Source organism: Luteimonas kalidii (assembly GCF_029887935.1).
Classification (GTDB): domain Bacteria; phylum Pseudomonadota; class Gammaproteobacteria; order Xanthomonadales; family Xanthomonadaceae; genus Luteimonas; species Luteimonas kalidii.
Genome location: NZ_JARXRO010000013.1, coordinates 84,627 through 102,219, shown reverse-complemented (window position 1 = coordinate 102,219; position 17,593 = coordinate 84,627). Strand labels below are relative to the sequence as shown.

15 protein-coding genes are annotated in these 17,593 nt (G+C 71.2%); 5 read left to right on the top strand and 10 right to left on the bottom strand.

The window, feature by feature from the left end:
• Positions 1–9: 9 nt before the first annotated feature.
• The 6 genes from QFW81_RS05415 to QFW81_RS05390 form a co-directional block, all read right to left on the bottom strand.
• Positions 10–627 (bottom strand): YkvA family protein, encoded by a 618-nt coding sequence (locus tag QFW81_RS05415; protein ID WP_280577596.1) that lies wholly within the window; start codon positions 625–627, stop codon positions 10–12.
• A 130-nt stretch (positions 628–757) separates the two neighbouring features.
• Positions 758–940 carry a hypothetical protein gene (locus QFW81_RS05410; RefSeq protein ID WP_280577595.1) on the bottom strand — a complete coding sequence of 61 codons (183 nt, stop codon included), beginning with the start codon at positions 938–940 and terminating at the stop codon, positions 758–760.
• 331 nt (positions 941–1,271) lie between these two features.
• Positions 1,272–3,266 (bottom strand): phospholipase D family protein, encoded by a 1,995-nt coding sequence (locus tag QFW81_RS05405; protein WP_280577594.1) that lies wholly within the window; start codon positions 3,264–3,266, stop codon positions 1,272–1,274.
• Complete coding sequence (locus tag QFW81_RS05400) at positions 3,263–3,856, bottom strand: YceI family protein (protein ID WP_280577593.1); 594 nt, start codon at positions 3,854–3,856, stop codon at positions 3,263–3,265. The genes QFW81_RS05405 and QFW81_RS05400 overlap by 4 nt, the downstream gene beginning before the upstream one ends.
• A complete protein-coding gene (locus QFW81_RS05395) occupies positions 3,847–4,323 on the bottom strand; it encodes a SixA phosphatase family protein (protein WP_280577592.1) in 477 nt (158 codons plus the stop codon). Before QFW81_RS05395 ends, QFW81_RS05400 begins: the two co-directional genes overlap by 10 nt.
• 45 nt (positions 4,324–4,368) lie before the next feature.
• The gene (locus QFW81_RS05390; protein ID WP_280577591.1) at positions 4,369–5,004 is read right to left on the bottom strand and encodes a nucleotide-binding protein; all 636 of its coding nucleotides are present in this window, start codon (positions 5,002–5,004) and stop codon (positions 4,369–4,371) included.
• Between the two features lie 112 nt (positions 5,005–5,116).
• Here QFW81_RS05390 and QFW81_RS05385 point away from each other — a divergent pair, with 112 nt between their 5' ends.
• Positions 5,117–6,328: an acyltransferase family protein gene (locus tag QFW81_RS05385; protein WP_280577590.1), complete on the top strand. Its 1,212-nt coding sequence runs from the start codon at positions 5,117–5,119 to the stop codon at positions 6,326–6,328.
• A gap of 61 nt (positions 6,329–6,389) precedes the next feature.
• Positions 6,390–7,877, top strand: coding sequence for an AAA family ATPase (locus QFW81_RS05380; RefSeq protein ID WP_280577589.1), 1,488 nt, complete (start codon positions 6,390–6,392; stop codon positions 7,875–7,877).
• A gap of 18 nt (positions 7,878–7,895) precedes the next feature.
• Here QFW81_RS05380 and ggt read toward each other — a convergent pair whose 3' ends face one another.
• Both ggt and QFW81_RS05370 read right to left on the bottom strand, forming a co-directional pair.
• Positions 7,896–9,593 (bottom strand): gamma-glutamyltransferase, encoded by a 1,698-nt coding sequence (gene ggt / locus QFW81_RS05375; RefSeq protein ID WP_425603983.1) that lies wholly within the window; start codon positions 9,591–9,593, stop codon positions 7,896–7,898.
• A 161-nt stretch (positions 9,594–9,754) separates the two neighbouring features.
• Positions 9,755–10,405, bottom strand: coding sequence for a tetratricopeptide repeat protein (locus QFW81_RS05370; protein WP_280577587.1), 651 nt, complete (start codon positions 10,403–10,405; stop codon positions 9,755–9,757).
• Between the two features lie 259 nt (positions 10,406–10,664).
• On the opposite strand from QFW81_RS05370, the gene QFW81_RS05365 reads away from it, so the two are divergent.
• Positions 10,665–12,245 (top strand): Tle-like phospholipase domain-containing protein, encoded by a 1,581-nt coding sequence (locus QFW81_RS05365; protein ID WP_280577586.1) that lies wholly within the window; start codon positions 10,665–10,667, stop codon positions 12,243–12,245.
• Between the two features lie 54 nt (positions 12,246–12,299).
• The gene (locus tag QFW81_RS05360; protein ID WP_280577584.1) at positions 12,300–13,034 is read left to right on the top strand and encodes an ankyrin repeat domain-containing protein; all 735 of its coding nucleotides are present in this window, start codon (positions 12,300–12,302) and stop codon (positions 13,032–13,034) included.
• Positions 13,035–13,373: 339 nt separating this feature from the next.
• Here the strand turns inward: QFW81_RS05360 and aceA are convergent, their stop codons facing one another.
• Together aceA and aceB are read right to left on the bottom strand one after the other, a co-directional pair.
• A complete protein-coding gene (gene aceA, locus QFW81_RS05355) occupies positions 13,374–14,717 on the bottom strand; it encodes an isocitrate lyase (protein ID WP_280577581.1) in 1,344 nt (447 codons plus the stop codon).
• Positions 14,718–14,781: 64 nt separating this feature from the next.
• Entirely contained in the window at positions 14,782–16,440 is a 1,659-nt protein-coding gene (gene aceB, locus QFW81_RS05350) for a malate synthase A (protein ID WP_280577580.1), read from the bottom strand.
• Between the two features lie 113 nt (positions 16,441–16,553).
• On the opposite strand from aceB, the gene QFW81_RS05345 reads away from it, so the two are divergent.
• A complete protein-coding gene (locus QFW81_RS05345; protein ID WP_280577579.1) occupies positions 16,554–17,522 on the top strand; it encodes a LysR family transcriptional regulator in 969 nt (322 codons plus the stop codon).
• Positions 17,523–17,593 lie beyond the last annotated feature (71 nt).

Sequence of the window (17,593 nt, the reverse complement as noted above, 5' to 3'; positions counted from 1 at the left end):
GCGCCGGGCTCAGCGGAACCGGAACAGGCTCGGGCGCCAGGCGCGCGAGTAGGCGGTCTTGCCGTAGCCGCTGCTGCTGCCGTAGCCCATGCCGAACTCGTTGCCTTCGCGCTGGCGACGCGCGTGCATGCGGTCGACCAGCTCGTCGCGGCGGCTGTCCAGCCAGTCGGCGCGGCCGACCGCGGACGGCTCGATCCCGCGCTTGCGCGCCTCGCGCTCGCGGTAATCGCAGAAATCGTCGTAGGCGTCGAGCTCGTGCTTGAGCTCGCGCACGCACAGCTCGATCATGATCGCGTCGTCGAGGAAGCCCAGCACCTCGACGTGGTCGGGGATCACGTCCTTCGGGTCGGCGAAGTACACCAGCGCCGACAGCACGTGCTGCTTGTCGTCCTCGTCCAGGTGCCAGCCCTCGTCGCGGACCATCGCGATCATGTCGTCCAGGCGTTCGAGGCGCTCGCGGATGAAGTCGGGCGTCTTGACCTTCTGCGCCCCTTCCAGCAGCGCCGCGGCCGCCGCGATGATCTCGTCAGGGCTGCGGTCGCCCGCGGCCTTGTGCGCGGCCTTCAGCGCACTGGTGAAGTGCTCGAGATCCTGGTCGTTGAGGTCGATGGTCAGCGAAAGCGACATGGGCGGGTCCGGGGGCGGGAAAAGACGTGAAGCCTAGGCCGCGCGTGGCGCATGCGTCAATCGCGCCACCCGGGTGCATCCGGCCTGCGCGCCTGCGGGCCGGAGTGGTTCCGGCGCGGCGCGGGGACCGTCATGCGAAACGGAAGCGCGCGGTGCCGGTCGCTGGAGCATAGCGCTTGTCGCTGGCATAGCCGCTGCTGTTGCCGTAGCCGACGCCGAAGCCGCGCTCGCGGCGCTCGAACACCGGCAGCGGGCGAAGCGTGCGCGGCAGGGTCACGGTCTGGCGGGGAAGGGTCTGGGCGGTGGCGTACATCGTGGTCTCCGGGGGGCGTTGTGTGTGGGTGTGTTGGTAAAGTAATACACTAAACAGGTTCTGCCATGGGCCGGAAGTCATGCCCGGGCGTAAATCGTCGCCAACGGCCGGAACCTGTTGATTTGGATGAGGCCGCAGGGCTCGCGGTTGCGTTCCCGTGGCATGACTGACGACCTATGCCTGCGGCGTGGGTGCCGCCTCGGGCTGGTCGCCCGCATGGGCGCGGGGCTTCCGACCGGGGCCGGAAGCGAGCGCCCGCGGGCCTACCCGCCCGCCAACGTGCGGCAGTCGGCCGCGACAGCACGCCGCTGCGGGCGCGACGCGGCGGCGGTCAGAGGATCGGCGCCAGCCCGGCGCCGAAGGCGGTGAAGATGCGCGTGAGCAGGGAGCGGAACCCCAGGTTGACCTCGGGGAAGTCGCCCACCGGCTCGTGGCAGGCGCGGAAGCCGGGGTCGAACGGCGGCAGCGGTGCCGGACACTGCGGGCCGGGCTGGAACTCGTAGCTGGTGGCGTAGCGCACCGGCCACAGGTCGAACACGGGCAGGTGCTCGGACACCTTGGCCAGCGAATACTCCAGCCCGGAGAACACCGGCGGCTTGTCGCGACGCGCGATCACCCACGCGTTCTCGGGGGCGATGTCGCGGCGGATGCTGTCGGCCAGCGCGCGCGCGAACGCGGGATCCTCGATGATCACCGCGCTCTCGGTGTTGTAGTCGTCGCCGCGCGGGTCGAAGTTGTGGGTGCCGACCACGCCGATGCGGCGGTCGATCACCAGCGACTTGGCGTGCAGGCCGAAGCGCACGCCCGCGCGCTGCAGCGGCACGCGCTCGTGCACGCCGACGCCGGCGTAGCGCAGCGCGGCGTATTCGCGGCTCAGCGGCGGCTCGCGGCGGCCGTCGCCGTCACTGCCGCCGCCGCTTCCACTCCCGCTGCCGGCCAGACCTGCACGACCCTGCGGAGCACGCGGCGCCGCGGCGTCGGTCGGCGTCTGCGGTTCGCCGATGTTGACGCTGCCGTCGGCGTTCCAGGAGATGTCCACCGCCCCGGTGGCCTCCAGGTCGATCGGCGCGTCCTCGGGGAACGGCTTGAACTCGTGGATCTCGAAACCGAAGTCGCGCAGGTAGCGGCGCTTGTACTTGTACGACAGCGCGTAGGTGATGAACGAATCGGTGGCGGCCAGGCTGTTGGTGGACACGATCACCCGCGGCGGCGACGCACGCTCGTGCATGCGCGAGAACATCGCCTGCGCCTGCTTCGACAGCACCAGGTAGGGGGTCTGCAGCAGCACTTCCTCCTGCGCCGATTCGATCAGGTTGTGCAGCAGCGGCGAGGCGTGCACGGCCGCGGCGGCGGCTTCGCGGTCGCGCCGGTGCTTCTGCGGCAGGTCGCCGATGAACAGCACGTCGCCCACCGGCATCGCCGCATCCGCCAGGCGCTCGCGCACCAGCGCGTCGTCGTCGGCGGTGCGCGAGACGATCGCGACCCGATCCGGGTCCTGGTACGGCCACTGCGGCAGCGCCGGCGCGCCCTCGCGCAGCAGGTAACCGCCGACGTCGTCCAGCCGCTCCACCGGCACGCTGAGCGGCGCGTCCCAGAACGCCTCGAAGTTGGCGGCCATGTCCGCGGTCGCCGGCCCGCCCACCAGCACGTCGCGGTCGCGGAAGTTGAACTCGGGGTTCCAGTCGTAATAGTCGTCCTGGTAGTTGCGGCCGCCGGTGATGCCGACCAGGCCGTCGACCAGCAGCAGCTTGCCGTGCATGCGCTGGTTGAGCCGCCGCCAGCAGCAGGCCGCCGCCCAGGCGTACATGGGATAGGAGATGCGCGCCCGGCCGAGGACCGGGTTGTAGATCCGCAGCTCGAAGTTGGCGTGGGCCGAGGCCAGCGCGGCCAGGGTATCGACCTGTCGCAGCGCCGAGAGCTGGTCGACCAGCATCCGCACCCGCACGCCGCGGCGCACCGCGGCCAGCAGCTCGTCGAGCACGAGATGGCCCGCGTCGTCCTCGTCGAAGATGTAGGTCTGCAGGTCGATGCTGCGCTGCGCGCCGCGGATCAGGTCCAGGCGCGAGACCAGCGCGTCCTGGCCATAGTCGAGCAGCAGCGCGTAGTGGCGCGGCTGTTCCGGCGTGCTCGCGGCCGCCGCGCGGACCCCGAGTTCACGCAGCGGCGAAGGGCTCGCGCAGGCGTCGGCGGCCTGGCACGCCACCTCGACCGAACGGGCCTGTACCGCGATCGCGGCCGCCCGGTCGCGTTCCAGCGCCGACAGACTGCCGCATGCGCCGCAGGCCAGGGCCAGCAGCGCGACGAGCGCGCGCCACGCCACGGTCATGGCGCGCTGGGTGGCCGGGTGCGCAGATGGAGCGAGAACACCACCCGGTCGCCGAGCGCGAACGCCCAGCGGTCCATCGCGTAGTCGCTGCGGTAGACCACGCCGCTGGCCACCACGTCGCAGTCCAGCGTCGGCCGCGCGCAGGCCGCCGGTTCCAGGTTGAACACTTCGCGCCGCCGCACCCCGCGGATGGTGAGTGCGCCTCCGAGCAGGCCGCCCTCGCGCAGCAGGGCGTCGTCGTAGGGATCGGACACGAACTCCACGTAGGGATGCCGCTCCGCGTCGAAGAAGCCCTTGCCGCGGGTGAGTTTCGAATACTGCGGATGGCCCAGGATCTCCACCTCGGCCGTCGGCAGCCGCAGCCGGACCTGGCGCCTCGCGGCGGAGACTTCCACGATCTCGCCCTGCCACTGCGGGAAGCGCCCGTCCAGGGTCTGGCCCCAGCGGGTCTTGAGGGTGAAGCCGATACGCGAATGCGCGGTGTCGATCTCGGCCGCCGCGGCGGGCAGCAGGCCGGCCGTGCACAGCAGCAGCATCAGCCACCACGGCGCATGGCGCGCGCGCAGGCCCGCGCCGGGGCTCACGGCCACCAGAACGCGGACAGGGTGGCGATGCCGGGTTCGATCGCGGCGTCCGCAGGCAGCGACAGCACCGCCACCGCAGCCGGCGGCATTCCGCGGTAGTCCCCCGACTGGCCGCTGTGCAGCAGCGCCACCAGGCGCTCGAGCCCGGGGTTGTGGCCGACCAGCATCAGCCGGTCGCAGTCCCGGTGGCCATCGATCAGTCCGGCCAGGGTGCCCGGCATGGCCTCGTAGATCAGCTGCTCGAGCCGCTTGTCGAGGCTGCCGACCACCTCCATCACCGCGTCCAGGGTCTCGCGCGTGCGCCGGGCCGGCGAACACAGCACCCGATCGGGCACCAGGGCCTTGTCGCGCAGCCAGGTGGCCACCGCGTCGGCCTCGGCCAGCCCCTCGGCCGACAGCGGGCGGTCGAAATCCGCCTGCCCCGGCAGGGACGGCTCGGCGTGCGCATGACGCAGCAGGATCAGCTCGCGCATCTGGACGGTCCTCCCGGGGACGATGTCCGGCGTCCGGACGTGCGGTCAGGCACGTTTGAGCCACTTCAGCAGTGGCTGCCAGTCGGCCTGGTGATCGCGCACCTGGGCCGAGTTGTAGTCGAACAGGCTCTTGCCGAAGCCGACCAGCATCACGTAGGCCTGGCTGTCGCGCAGCTGCGCGACCAGCGGATAGGGCCACTGCTGCAGCAGGTCCATCGCCTGCTGCGAGGCGTTGGTCCAGGGGCGCAGGCGGTTGCCGACCAGGCCGACCCGCAGGTCGCCCTTGCGCACCCGGGGATGCTTGGCGAGCGCGTTGAGGAACGGCACGGTGGCGTCGATATCGAGCGCCGAGGGCAGCACCGGCACCACCAGCGCGTCGGCATGGTCGAGGTAGACCTCCAGCGCATCGGCGTGGGCGCCGGCCGGGGCGTCGATCACCACCCGCTCGGTGCCTTCCGGAATCGCCTTCCAGGCCGTCCTGTGCCGGCTGGCGCCCTCGATCGGGAGCACGGCGCTCTCCAGAGCGGCGCGGCGCTCGGCCCAGCGCGTGGACGAGCCCTGCGGATCGGCGTCGATGATCACCGTACTGCGCCCGGCGAGCGCCGATTCGGCCGCCAGGTGCGTGGCGATCGTGGTCTTGCCGACACCGCCCTTGGAACTGGCCACCAGCACGGTCTTCATCCACTGCCTCCGCCGGGAACGAGCCGCGAGCGTACACCGGCGGCGTGGCCGTCGCGACCACCGCACTACGTTACCTGCGCATGCCCGGGCGCCCTTGACGCAACCTTTACAAATGAGCAGACGCCCGATCCCGGTTCCGGTCCTGCCTGTCGGCGCCGGGGCCATGCAGGCGGACGCGCAGGCGTCCGCGCGCGAGTCCGCGGTGCAGGGCGCGCGCCTGCACGAACTGGACGCGATGCGCAGCGTGCTGATGCTGCTGGGCGTGGTGCTGCACGCGAGCAATCCCTACGGTCTGGAAGGCCGCTGGCTGGTCGCCGACCCCGGCCGCAGCGCAACGCTCGAGGCGCTGTCCGATGCGATCCACCTGTTCCGCATGCCGGCATTCTTCCTGGTCGCGGGCTACTTCTCGATGCTGCTGCTGGGACGGCAGGCGACGGGATCGTTCCTGCGCGAGCGCATGCGTCGCCTGCTGCTGCCGACGCTGGCCGTGCTGCTGAGCCTGAACCTGGTCCAGGTCTGGATGCTGGCGCCACCGGCGCCGGCGGGCGGCTTCGTGCAGGGCGCACTGCTGCCGGCGCTGCTGCGCGGCGACTGGCTGGGTCACCTGTGGTTCCTGGTCGACCTGGCGCTGTACTGCCTGGTGCTGGCCGCACTGCGGCCTTGGGTCGCGACCCCGATCCGTGGACGCGGGCTGGCGTGGCTGGCCAGGCCGCAGGCGCTGGCGCTGGCGATCGGTACGGCCGCGCTGGTGCCGCTCGCCACCATGGCGGCCGCGCATGCGCTGCCGATCCTGGCGCGCGAGCTCGGCGGCCTGGTCAACCCCGAGGAACTGCTGGACCACGCCCCGTTCTTCGCCATGGGCATTCTGTTGCAGCGCGATCCGGCGCTGCTGCGGCGCTTCACCATGCCGGGCGCGGGCACGTGGTGGTGCGGCGGCATCGCGTGGGGCCTCGTGCTGGCGCTGCCCACGCCGGCGGGGCCGGCCGCCACCGCGGTGGCGGTGGTCGCGCACGCACTGCTGGCCTGGTGCGCGGTGCGGCTGCTGTTCGCGGGCTTCACGCGCTGGGCCGGCGGTCCCAGCCGCACGTTCGGCTACCTGTCGGACGCCAGCTATTCGATCTACCTGTTCCACCACGTGTGGGTGGTCGTGGTGGCCGGCATGCTGCTGCCCGCGCCCTGGCCGCCGCTGGGAAAGTTCACGGTCGTGCTGGTGGCCGCGTCGGTGCTGTCGCTGGCGATGCACCACGTGCTGGTGCGCCCGCATCCACGGATGCGCTGGCTGTTCAACGGCAGGGCGCTTCCGCGCGGATGGCCGTCGCGCTGAGCGCGGCCGCGGGCGGCCGGTGTCTGCTATCGTCGCCCGGCCCTTTCCACGCCCGCCGTACATGAGCGACCTGCAGGACCTCGTGGCGCTGATCCGCGCCGACACGCCCTTGATCGTGGTCGAGACGCCCGACGAGCTCCGCGTGGTGGAACTGTTCCGGCAGTCGCTCACCCGGGTGTGGCGCGCGCTCTACCGGTGGTCGATCACCGAGGGCCTGCGCCGGCTCGACATCGACCGCGAGGACCCGGCGCAGGGTCCGCCGGACGCGGGCGCCACGCTGGCCGCGATCCGCAACGCCGACCAGCGCGGCGTGTACCTGCTGCTCGACTTCCATCCCTACCTCGGCTACGCCGGCACCCAGCGCCAGCTGCGCGACATCCTGCAGCGGCGCGACTGCCTGGCGCATACCGTGGTCCTGGTCGGGCACAAGGTCGAGCTGCCGCGCGAGCTCGACGCCCGTGCCACGCGCCTGCGGCTGCGCCTGCCCGACGCCAATACCCTGTTCAAGCTGGTGCGCGAGGAGATCGCGGCCTACCAGCGCGAGCACGAAGGCCGCCGCGTCGAGGCCGACGAGGCGGTGGTGCGGCGGATGGTGCGCAACCTGCAGGGGCTGGACGCGGTGGATGCGCGCCGGATCGCGAGGCACCTGATCCACGACGACGGCGTGCTCGGTCCCGGCGACCTGCCCGAACTGGCTCGGCTGAAGTTCGAGCTGCTGAACAAGAGCGGGCACCTGCACTACGAGTACGACACCGCGCGCTTCGCCGACGTCGCCGGCGCGCGCCGGCTCAAGCGCTGGGTGGAGCAGCGTCGGCGGGTGTTCGTCGACGGCGAGGCGCCGCCGGGGCTGGATCCGCCCAGGGGCGTGCTGCTGCTGGGCGTGCAGGGCTGCGGCAAGTCGCTGCTGGCCAAGGCGGTGGCCGGCGGGTTCGGCGTACCGCTGGTGCGGCTGGACTTCGGCACGCTGTACGCGAAGTACCACGGCGAGACCGAATCCAACCTGCGCGAGGCGCTGGCGCAGGCCGAACAGCTCGCGCCGTGCGTGCTGTGGATCGACGAGATCGAGAAGGGCGTGGCCGCGGGCAGCGCCGACGGCGATGGCGGCGTGTCGCGGCGGGTGCTGGGCTACCTGCTGACCTGGATGGCCGAGCGCCGGTCGAACGTGTTCCTGGTCGCGACCGCCAACCAGGTACGCGAACTGCCGGCCGAACTGCTGCGCAAGGGCCGGTTCGACGAGATCTTCTTCGTCGACCTGCCCGATGCCGACACCCGCGCGCACGTGTTCGAACTGCACCTGCGGCGGCGCGAGCTGCCGGCCGAGCGCTTCGACCTGCGTGCGCTGGCGCAGGCTGCCGAGGGGTTTTCCGGCGCCGAGATCGAGCAGGCGATCGTCGCCGCGCTGTACGTCGCCCACGCCGACGCGCGCGCGATGGACGATGCGCTGCTGCTGGAGGAGATCGCCGCCACCCGCCCGTTGTCGGTCGTGATGCGCGAACAGGTCCAGGCCCTGCGCGAGTGGGCCGCCAGCCGCACGGTGCCGGCGGACTGAGCCCGGCCGGCGCGCCGCTCAGTAGCCGGCCGCCTGCCCGTCCTTGCGCGATTCGCTGGCGCCGATCCAGCCGCCGTGCGGGTTGACCATGATCGCCTGGTAGCCGCCGTAGGGGCCGTCGGCGAAGCGCACGCTGTGACCCTTGCGCATCAGCGCGCGCACTGTGCCGTAGGGGAAGCCGGTTTCCAGGTCGACCTCGCCGCCGTCGCTCATCGCCGTGGCCTGCCCGGCCGGCTCGGTGGAGCCGTCGTGCTGGATGCGCGGCGCGTCGCCGGCCTCCTGCAGGTTCATGCCGAAGTCGATCAGGTTGAGCAGGATCTGCGCGTGCCCCTGCGGCTGCATCGCCCCGCCCATCACGCCGTAGCTCAGCCAGGGCTTGCCGTCCTTCGTCACGAAGGCCGGGATGATGGTGTGGAACGGGCGCTTGCCGGGTTCGAAGCTGTTGGGGTGGCCGGCCTTGAGCACGAACTGCTCGCCGCGGTCCTGCAGGATGAAGCCCAGCCCCGGCGGCGCCATGCCGCTGCCCATGCCGCGGTAGTTGGACTGGATCAGCGAGACCATCATGCCGTCGGCGTCGGCGGTGGTGAGGTAGATGGTGTCGCCTTCGTCGAGCTGCCCGGGCGTGCCCGGCTGCACCTCGCGCAGCGCGCGCTCCATCGAGATCAGCTTGCCACGCTCGCGTGCGTAGTCCTTGGAGACGAGCTTCGCCACGGGCGCGGGATGGAAGTCCGGGTCGGCGTACCAACGCGCGCGGTCGGCGAAGGCGAGCTTCTTGGCCTCCACGAACAGGTGCACGTGCTCGGGGCTGCCGAAGCCGAAGGCCTTCAGGTCGTAGGGTTCGAGCAGGTTGAGGATCTGCAGCGCGGCGATGCCCTGCCCGCTCGGCGGCAGTTCCCACAGGTCGTAGCCGCGATAGTTCGTGCTGACCGGGTCGACCCACTCGCCCGTGTGCGCGGCCATGTCCCCGTAGGAGAGGAAACCGTCGTTGGCGGCGAAGTAGTCGCCGATGGTGCGCGCGATCCGACCTTTGTAGAACGCATCGCGACCGCCATCGGCGATCGCCTGCAGCGTGTTCGCGAGGTGCGGGTTCTTCCAGGTCTCGCCGGTGCGCGGCGCGCGGCCGTCGATGGTGAACTGCTCGCTGAAGCCCGGCCATTGCGACAGCCTCGGCACCGAGCGGTCCCAGTAGTAGGCGATGGTCTCGTGGACCGGGTGGCCGTCGCGCGCGTAGCGGATCGCCGGCGCCAGGTTCTGCGCCATGCTGCGCCTGCCGAAGCGTCCGTGCAGCGCGAACCAGCCGTCGACCGCGCCCGGGACGGTGACCGGCAGCGGGCCGTGCGGCGGAATGTCGGTGAGGCCGCGGCGCTGGAACTCGGCCAGGGTCAGCGACTTCGGCGAACGTCCCGAGCCGTTGTAGCCATGCAGGCGCTGCGTCTTCGGGTCCCAGACGATCGCGAACAGGTCGCCGCCGATGCCGTTGCCGGTCGGCTCCATCAGCCCGAGCGCGGCGTTGGCGGCGATCGCGGCATCGACCGCGCTGCCGCCGGCCTTCATCACGTCCAGCGCGATCTGGGTGGCCAGCGGATGCGAGGTCGCCGCCATCGCGTGCGGGGCGTAGACCTCGCTGCGGGTGGCGAAGGACTGGCCGGTGATGCGGTCGGCGGCCGAGGCGCCCGCTGCGAGCACGGCGACCGCGCCGAGCGCGATGGTCAGGATGGTCTTGTGCACGTGCCCTCGCCCGCGATGTGGTTGCGCGCCACCTTAGGCAAGCCCCCGGGCCTTGTCATCCACGCCGGGGACCCTAGCCGGGCGGGGCGCGGCCGGCCCGCCGCCCGCCGGGGGACGGATTCCCGATGGGACCATTGCGCAGTTCCGGGTCAGGGCCAGGCCGGCGGATCCTTGCGCCAGGCGGCCAGCACCTCGGCCAGGGTGGCGCGGTCGGCCTCGTTCCAGTCGGGCAGCAGGCCCGGCAGCGCGGCCGGGTTCGACCAGCGGTCGGGATAGGTGCGCACTGCGGCGGCGTACCACGCCACGGCCTCGTCGCGCCGGTCCAGTTTCCACAGCGCGAGGGCCAGGGTCGGCGGCACCCAGGACGGATGTACCAGCCGGTTGGCGTAGGCCCGGGCCCACGCGTCGAGCGCGGCCTCGATGTCGCCGTCGCGGTACAGGTCCCAGCCCTGGTTCCACTGCAGCATCCGGCGCCGCGTGCTGCCCTCGCTCGCCTGCGCGATCGCGCGCGCGTACAGCGCGCGGCCGGTGTCGGTGCGCCCCGAGGCCATCGACAGGTGCGCGAGCTGCGCGGTGGCCTGCTCTGCATTGCGGCCGCCGCGCTCCATCACCCGCACCAGCTGGTCGATGTCCGCCCCGGCCGCCTCCCGCGACAGCGGTACGGCGACGCTGGCATCCTCGTCGAAGTAGAACTCGGCCGGCCTGGGCAGCGACTGGGCCGAGGCCGCCGTCGTCCATGCCAGCAGCGCGAGCAGGACCGGCGTGCACGCTCGCGCGAATGCACGTGTCTTGGTGTCCATGAGCAATTTCCCCCTGTAGCTGACGCGATACCCTCCCGAACCACATTGTAATGTCCTCGCCACTCGGCCGCGGCAACGGCGGCCACACTCCCGGTATCGGCCTGCGTCGAGGCGTGCCGGGTGGCTCGTGGCCGCCGTGCCATCGGCGCGCGCGCGAAGGCGCAACACCCCTGCACCGGCTGCGCCCTCGGGCACGCCCTAGCTGTTCCGGACCGCCGTCCGCGCTAGCGTGGCCGTACCAAGTCGTACGGAGACGGCCATGGGCGCCGGCATTTCACCAGTCATCGATTCCGGGTACCGCTGGCAGCCGCCGGCCCAGGCGACGGCCGCCACCACTCCGACCTTTCCGCCGCCGGTGCAGACCGGCTACCGCCCGGAGACGAGCTACCACCCGCAACTGCAGCCACCGGGCCAGTCCGGGGGCACTCCGCCCTCCGCCGCGGGCGGCACCTACGGGATTCCCGCCGGGACCACGCTTTCCGACGTCGCGGGCGGCACCCAGGCGCAGCCGTTCGACGTGACCCTGTCGCAGCTTGCCACCGCGGTGTATGGCACCCGCGGCGCACCGCCCGAGGGATGGAGCGCGGTCAGTGACACGCAGCTGCAGGCACTGGGCGTGGCCGATCCGCAAGCGTGGCGCCTGCAGTACCTGGGCGCCAACGACACCGTGGCGACCAACGACCAGGAGTTCCGCGCCGAGGTCTACACCGACGGCGAAGGCAATTTCGTCCTCTCCTACCGCGGCACCGCCGAGGGCGCCGACGACTGGGACAACAATTTCCGCCAGGGCCTGGGCTACGAGACCCGCGACGGCGACAAGTTCAGCGTCACCGCGGTCAACACCGCGGTCGAGTTCGCGCGCGTGTTCGGCGACGGGTCGGGCGGCAATGCGACCAACCTGGCGATCACCGGCCATTCGCAGGGCGGCGGACTGGCGTCGGTCGGTTCGCTGGCGAGCGGCGTGCCGGCCGTCACCTTCGACGCCTCCGGCATCCACCCCAACACTTTCGACCGGCTCGGCATCGATCCGCAGCGCGCGCGTGACCTGGCCGAGGGCGGACAGATCCGCGCCTATTCGCTGTCCACCGACGCCCTGACCCAGGCCCAGGACAGCTGGGTGACGGGCATCGTCGCGCCCGATGCGGTCGGGACCCAGATCGTGGTGGCGCCGGCCAGTGCCGACGAGCACAACATGTTCACCAACTACGGGCCGATGGAAGGGTTCTCTCCCGGCGAAAGCGCCCTGATCAACGCCGGCGTGGAAGCCGCCCGGCACACGCCGTTCCTGCCGCTCAATCCCGCCACGGGGGTGGTGACCGGCGGCGTGAACCTGGTGGGCGACGTGGCCTATGCCGCGATCAGCCACAGCCCGAACGCACTGACCGCCGGCATGGTCGAGCACCAGCCGTGGCAGCCGGGCTACGAGAATCCCTCCAGCTTCGGCCGCGACGTGCAGAACCTGCTGCCCGACACGGTGAAGGACGACTACGCACGCAACGTGCACGATTTCGCCACCGACATCGACGCGGTGGTCGCCGGCGACTTCGCCAACGGCCAGTACGTGCAGGGCGGCGCCAGCCTCGCCGGCGATTTCGCCGAGGGCGCGCTGAACTCGGTGGGCGACACCGTCGACGGCTATGCCGATACGGCCGCGGCCGCCATCGACGAACGTGTCGACGGCTGGGTCGGCGACGTGCTGTCGGGCACGGTGAACGTCGGCGGCGACGCGGTCGAGTTCGTGGCCGACACCGGCGGCCAGGTGGTCGAGGGCATCGCCGACGGCGCCGGCTGGGTGGCCCAGGGCGCCACCAACCTGGTCGGCGGCCTGTTCGGTCGCTGACCGGGAACGGCCATCGGCTTGCGCGCGGGTATGATCGGCTTTGAAATGCCGCGCATGCGCCGACTTCCCCTGCTCGCGTTCGCGATCCTCCTCTGCCTGACCACGGGTTGCGCCCGGCCTTCCATGAGCAACGACGCGTTCTCCCAGCCCGAGGTATCCGCGCTCGCCGATGCGGTGGCGCGTGGCGATGCGGCGGAGATCCGGCGCCAGCTCGAAGGCGTCGACGCCGACACACCGGGCAGCGACGGCAGCACCCTGCTGCTCACGGCGATCAAGGCCGGCCAGGCTGCGAGCGTGGCGGCCCTGCTGGAGGGCGGCGCGGACCCGAACCGGCCAGGCCCGTCCGGCGACACGCCGGTCCACGCGGCCGCGTTCTCGGGCAACGGCGAGGTGCTGCGCACGGTGCTGCGCCACGGCGGCGATGCCGACGCGCGAAATTCGCAGACCGGCGCCACGCCGCTGGTGCAGGCGCTGCTGTCGCCGCAGGCGGACCAGTACGCGGTCCTGCTCGAGGCCGGCGCCGACCCGGGCGTCGCGGACAACAATGGCGACACCCCGCTGCACGTGGCCGCGCGCACCAACAACGGCGGCGCGCTGCTCGCACTGCTCGAGGCCGGGGCCTCGCCGCTGGCGAAGAATTCCGGCGGCGCGAGCTTCCAGTCGTACTACTTCGGCTACAACCGCGCGATCCTCAACGACCGCGCACTGGGCGAACGCAAGGCGGTCGCGGACTGGCTGAAGGCCAATGGCGTGCCGCTGGAAGCGGCGGTGGACGCGGCCGACCAGTAGGCTCGCTCGTCGGTACCGGTGCGTGCGCTCCCGCGCCTTCGCCTTTCACCATCCGCCTTCGGCGCCTTCACGTGAAGGGCGCAATGCCCGGCGAGCAGGGTAAGGAAAAGGCGGTCGCCTTCGCATCTTTCACCCGCGCGGGACGCAATGCGCCGCCAGCGAGTGAAGGAAGAGCTGGTCCGTCTTCGGCATCTCCACCCGGGATGAGCATCATCCCCGGCAAGCGGGGGGAAGGATGGCCGACCCCCCTGCGCATCTTCCGTGTGTGGAGGGCGCAGTGCCACGCCGGATGCGAAGGGAATCGGATTCCCGATCCGTTCCCGAGCGGAACGCCGTCAGTCAGGCGGCCGCCGCGTGCGAGCGCGCGAACTGCGCCTCCTCCGTCGAGCCCTTGAGCGCGGTGACGCTGGAACTGCCGCCCTGGATCACCGTGGTCACGTCGTCGAAGTAGCCGGCGCCGACTTCCTGCTGGTGCGAGACGAAGGTGTAGCCCCGCTCGCGCGCCGCGAACTCCGGCTCCTGCACCTGTTCCACATAGTGGCGCATGCCCTCGCCGCGCGCGTAGTCGTGCGCGAAGCGGAAGGTATTGAACCAGTTGATGTGGATGCCGGCCAGGGTGATGAACTGGTAGGTATAGCCCAGCGCCGCCAGGTCGTCCTGGAAACGGGCGATGGCGCGGTCGTCAAGGTTCTTCTTCCAGTTGAAGCTGGGCGAACAGTTGTAGGCCAGCGGCTTGCCCGGCTGCCGCGCGTGCACCGCCTGGGCGAATTCGCGCGCGAAGCCGATGTCGGGGGTGCCGGTCTCGCACCACACCAGGTCCGCGTACGGCGCGTAGGCCACGCCGCGGCTGATCGCCTGCTCCAGTCCGTTGCGGACCTTGTAGAAGCCTTCACTGGTGCGCTGTCCGGTGACGAACGGACGATCGTTGGCGTCGAAGTCCGAGGTCAGCAGGGTCGCCGCCTCGGCATCGGTGCGCGCCAGCACCACGGTCGGCACGCCCAGCACGTCGGCCGCCAAGCGTGCGGCGACGAGCTTCTGCACCGCTTCCTGGGTGGGCACCAGCACCTTTCCACCCATGTGGCCGCACTTCTTCACCGCCGCCAGCTGGTCTTCGAAGTGCACCGCGGCCGCGCCGGCGATGATCATGTTCTTCATCAGCTCGAAGGCGTTGAGCACGCCGCCGAAGCCGGCTTCGCCGTCGGCGACGATCGGCAGGAAGAAGTCGATCGCGTCTTCCCCGCGCACGTGGCCGTCGCAGATGTTCTTCCACTGGATCTCGTCCGCACGCTGGAAGGTGTTGTTGATCCGCCGCACCATCGCCGGCACCGAGTCGTAGGCGTACAGCGACTGGTCGGGATACATGGTCTCGGAGGTGTTGCCGTCGGCGGCCACCTGCCAGCCCGACAGGTACACCGCCTCCAGCCCGGCCTTGGCCTGCTGCATGGCCTGGCCGGCCGAGATGGCGCCGAAGGCGTTGACGTAGCCCTTCTTCGCACCGCCGTTGACCAGTGTCCACAGTTTCTCCGCGCCCCGGCGGGCGAGGGTGTGGTCGGGCTGCAGGCTGCCGCGCAGGCGCACGACATCGGCGGCCGGATACGGGCGCTCGATGCCGGCCCAGCGCGGGTCGGTGGTCCATTGCTGCTGCAGGTGGTCGATCTGCTGCTGGCGCGTGGCGTGGTTCATGCGGATGTCCTCGAGTCGGATGGGGCGTACGCGGCGGGCGCTGCGTGGAGGCAGGGCGGCGGCATCAGAGGCGTTCGTATGCCGGCAGGGTGAGGAAGTCCTCGAGCGTGTCGCGGCGGGTGAGGTCCTCGAGCATCGCGATCGCGTCCGGGATGCGCGCCGCGCCGACCACCGGCTGCGCCGCCAGGCGCGAGGGCAGTCCCAGCAGCACGCGGTCGAACAGGGCCTCGTCGATCACCGTCCCGTCGTCCAGGTGCAGCGGGCAGCGCGCGCCGTCGGCGGCGGCCGGCACCCGACCGATCGGCTGGTCGGCGTGATGCAGCCACTGCCACAGCTGGGCGCGCGCGATCTCCGCCGTCGCGGCGTCCTCCATCAGCCAGTGGATCGGCACGCAGCCGTGGCCGTCGAGCCAGGCGGCGAGGTAGCGCACGCACACCTCGACGTTGTTCTCGAACCCGATGCGCGTGATCGTGCCCAGCGAGGGCGCCAGCAGGTCCGCGGCGGTCACGACCACCTCCTCGCGGCCGAGGTGCTGCTGGTGCGGGGTCGGCATGCGTTCGTCGAACACCTCTCGCGCCAGCGGGATCAGCGCCGGATGCGCCACCCAGGTGCCGTCGTGCCCGGCGGTGACCTCGCGCAGCTTGTCCGCGCGCACCCGCGCCAGCGCCCGCTCGTTCGCTTCCTCGTCGTTGCCGATGGGAATCTGCGCGGCCATGCCGCCCATCGCATGCGCGCCGCGGCGATGGCAGGTCTGGATCAGCAGTTCCGAGTAGGCCTTCAGGAACGGCTGGGCCATCGTCACCTGGCCGCGCTCGGGCAGCACGCGATCGCGGTGCGCGCGCAGAGTCCTGATGTAGGAAAAGATGTAGTCCCAGCGCCCGCAGTTGAGCCCGGCGATGCGCGTGCGCAGCGCATACAGGATCTCGTCCATCTCGAACGCCGCCGGCAGGGTCTCGATCAGCACCGTGACCTTCATCTGCCCCTGCGGTAGGCCCAGCTCACCTTCGATGTGGGCGAGCACGTCGTCCCACAGCGCGGCCTCTTCCATCGACTGCAGCTTGGGCAGGTAGAAGTAGGGCCCGCGATCGCGGGCCGCCAGCGCGGCGGCGTTGTGCCAGTCGAACAGGCCCAGGTCGAACAGCGCGGCGGACATGCGCTCGCCCGCCCCGCCATCGTCGATCCGCACGTGCTTCTCGTCCAGGTGCCAGCCGCGCGGGCGCACGATCAGCACTGCGCGTTCGGGCCCGGGCCGGAGCGCGTAGTGCTTGCCGCCCCCCTCGAAGGTGAGCGTGCCGGCCACCGCTTCGCGCAGCGCGCGCTGGCCGGCGATCACATTGGTCCAGGTCGGGGAGGTCGAGTCCTCGAAATCGGCCATGTAGCATTTCGCGCCCGAGTTCAGCGCGTTGATGACCATCTTCGGGTCGACCGGGCCGGTGATCTCGACCCGCCGGTCCTGCAGCGCCGCCGGGATCGGCGCCACGCGCCAGTCGCCTTCGCGGATCCGGCGCGTGTCCGGGCGGAAACCCGGCAGGCCGCCGGCATCGAACCGGGCCTGACGCCGCCGACGGTCCGCGAGCAGCGCGCGGCGCCTGGCGTCGAAGCGCTGGTGCAGTCGGGCCAGGAAGGCCTGCGCGGGGGCATCGAGCAGGTCGTCGGCCGCCGCATCCATCATAGGGAGGTCGATGGAGGCAGGCGGGGCGGCAGGCTTGAGGACGGCGGACATGGCGGGCTCCAGTGGATGTTGCGGTGCAACGCCACCGTCCTCCCGTCGCAATTATTTGACAACACAGTTATTTCAATGCGATCTATAAGTTCTGCATATAAGCAGTGCGTTCAATGGTTTCTCGCGATCATCCACCCTCGCGCTTCGCCTACAAGGCCGACCGGCTCAAGCCGCTGCGGGCCTTCTGCCAGGTGACCCGCCTGGGCTCGGTGTCGCGTGCGGCGGAGGCGCTGTACCTGAGCCAGCCCGCGATCACCCTCCAGCTCCAGGCCCTCGAGCGCGAGCTGGGTGAGAAGCTGTTCGAGCGCAGCGGCCGGCGACTGGTGCCGACCCGCGCCGGCGAGGCGCTGTACGAACTCGCGCGCCCGCTGGTGGACGGCATCGACGCCCTGCCGGCGGCCTTCCGCAGCCAGCTCAAGGGCTTGGACGCGGGCGAACTGAACATCGCCGCCAACAGTTCGACCATCCTCTACCTGCTGCCGCGGATCGTGGAGCGCTTCCGCCAGCACCACGGCGACGTGCGGCTGAGCCTGCACAACACCGTCAGCGCCGACGGCACGGACCTGCTGCGCAGCGACGCGGTCGACCTGGTGGTCGGCTCGATGCACGACGTGCCGGCGGACCTGGTGTACGAACCGCTGCACCGCTTCGAGCAGCACCTGGTGATGCCACCCGGCCATCCGCTGGCCGACAAGCCCGACCTGTCGCTGGCCGACATCGGCCAGTACGGCCTGATCCTGCCGCCCAAGCGCCAGATCACCTGGCGGCTGGTGGACCTGGTGTTCCAGCAGAACCGGGTGCCCTACACCGTCGCACTCGAGGTCGGCGGCTGGGAGGTGATCAAGCAGTACGTGGCGATGGGCATGGGCATCAGCATCCTGTCCTCGATCTGCCTGACCGAGGCCGACCGGGGCCGGATCGCCACCCGGCCGCTGGAGCGCTTCTTCCCCGCCCGCAGCTACGGCGTGGTCATGCGCAAGGGCAAGCTGCCCTCGCCACAGGCCCGCGCCTTCATGGACCTGATCCAGCCCGACCTGTTCGTGCGCCGCGACTATTACGACAGCGGGCATTCGGAGCGTTGAGGGGTCGACGTCCGGGCGGCGACGGGTCTAGACCCGCGCCGACGCGGCAGGCGGATGCGACCCGTGCGCCG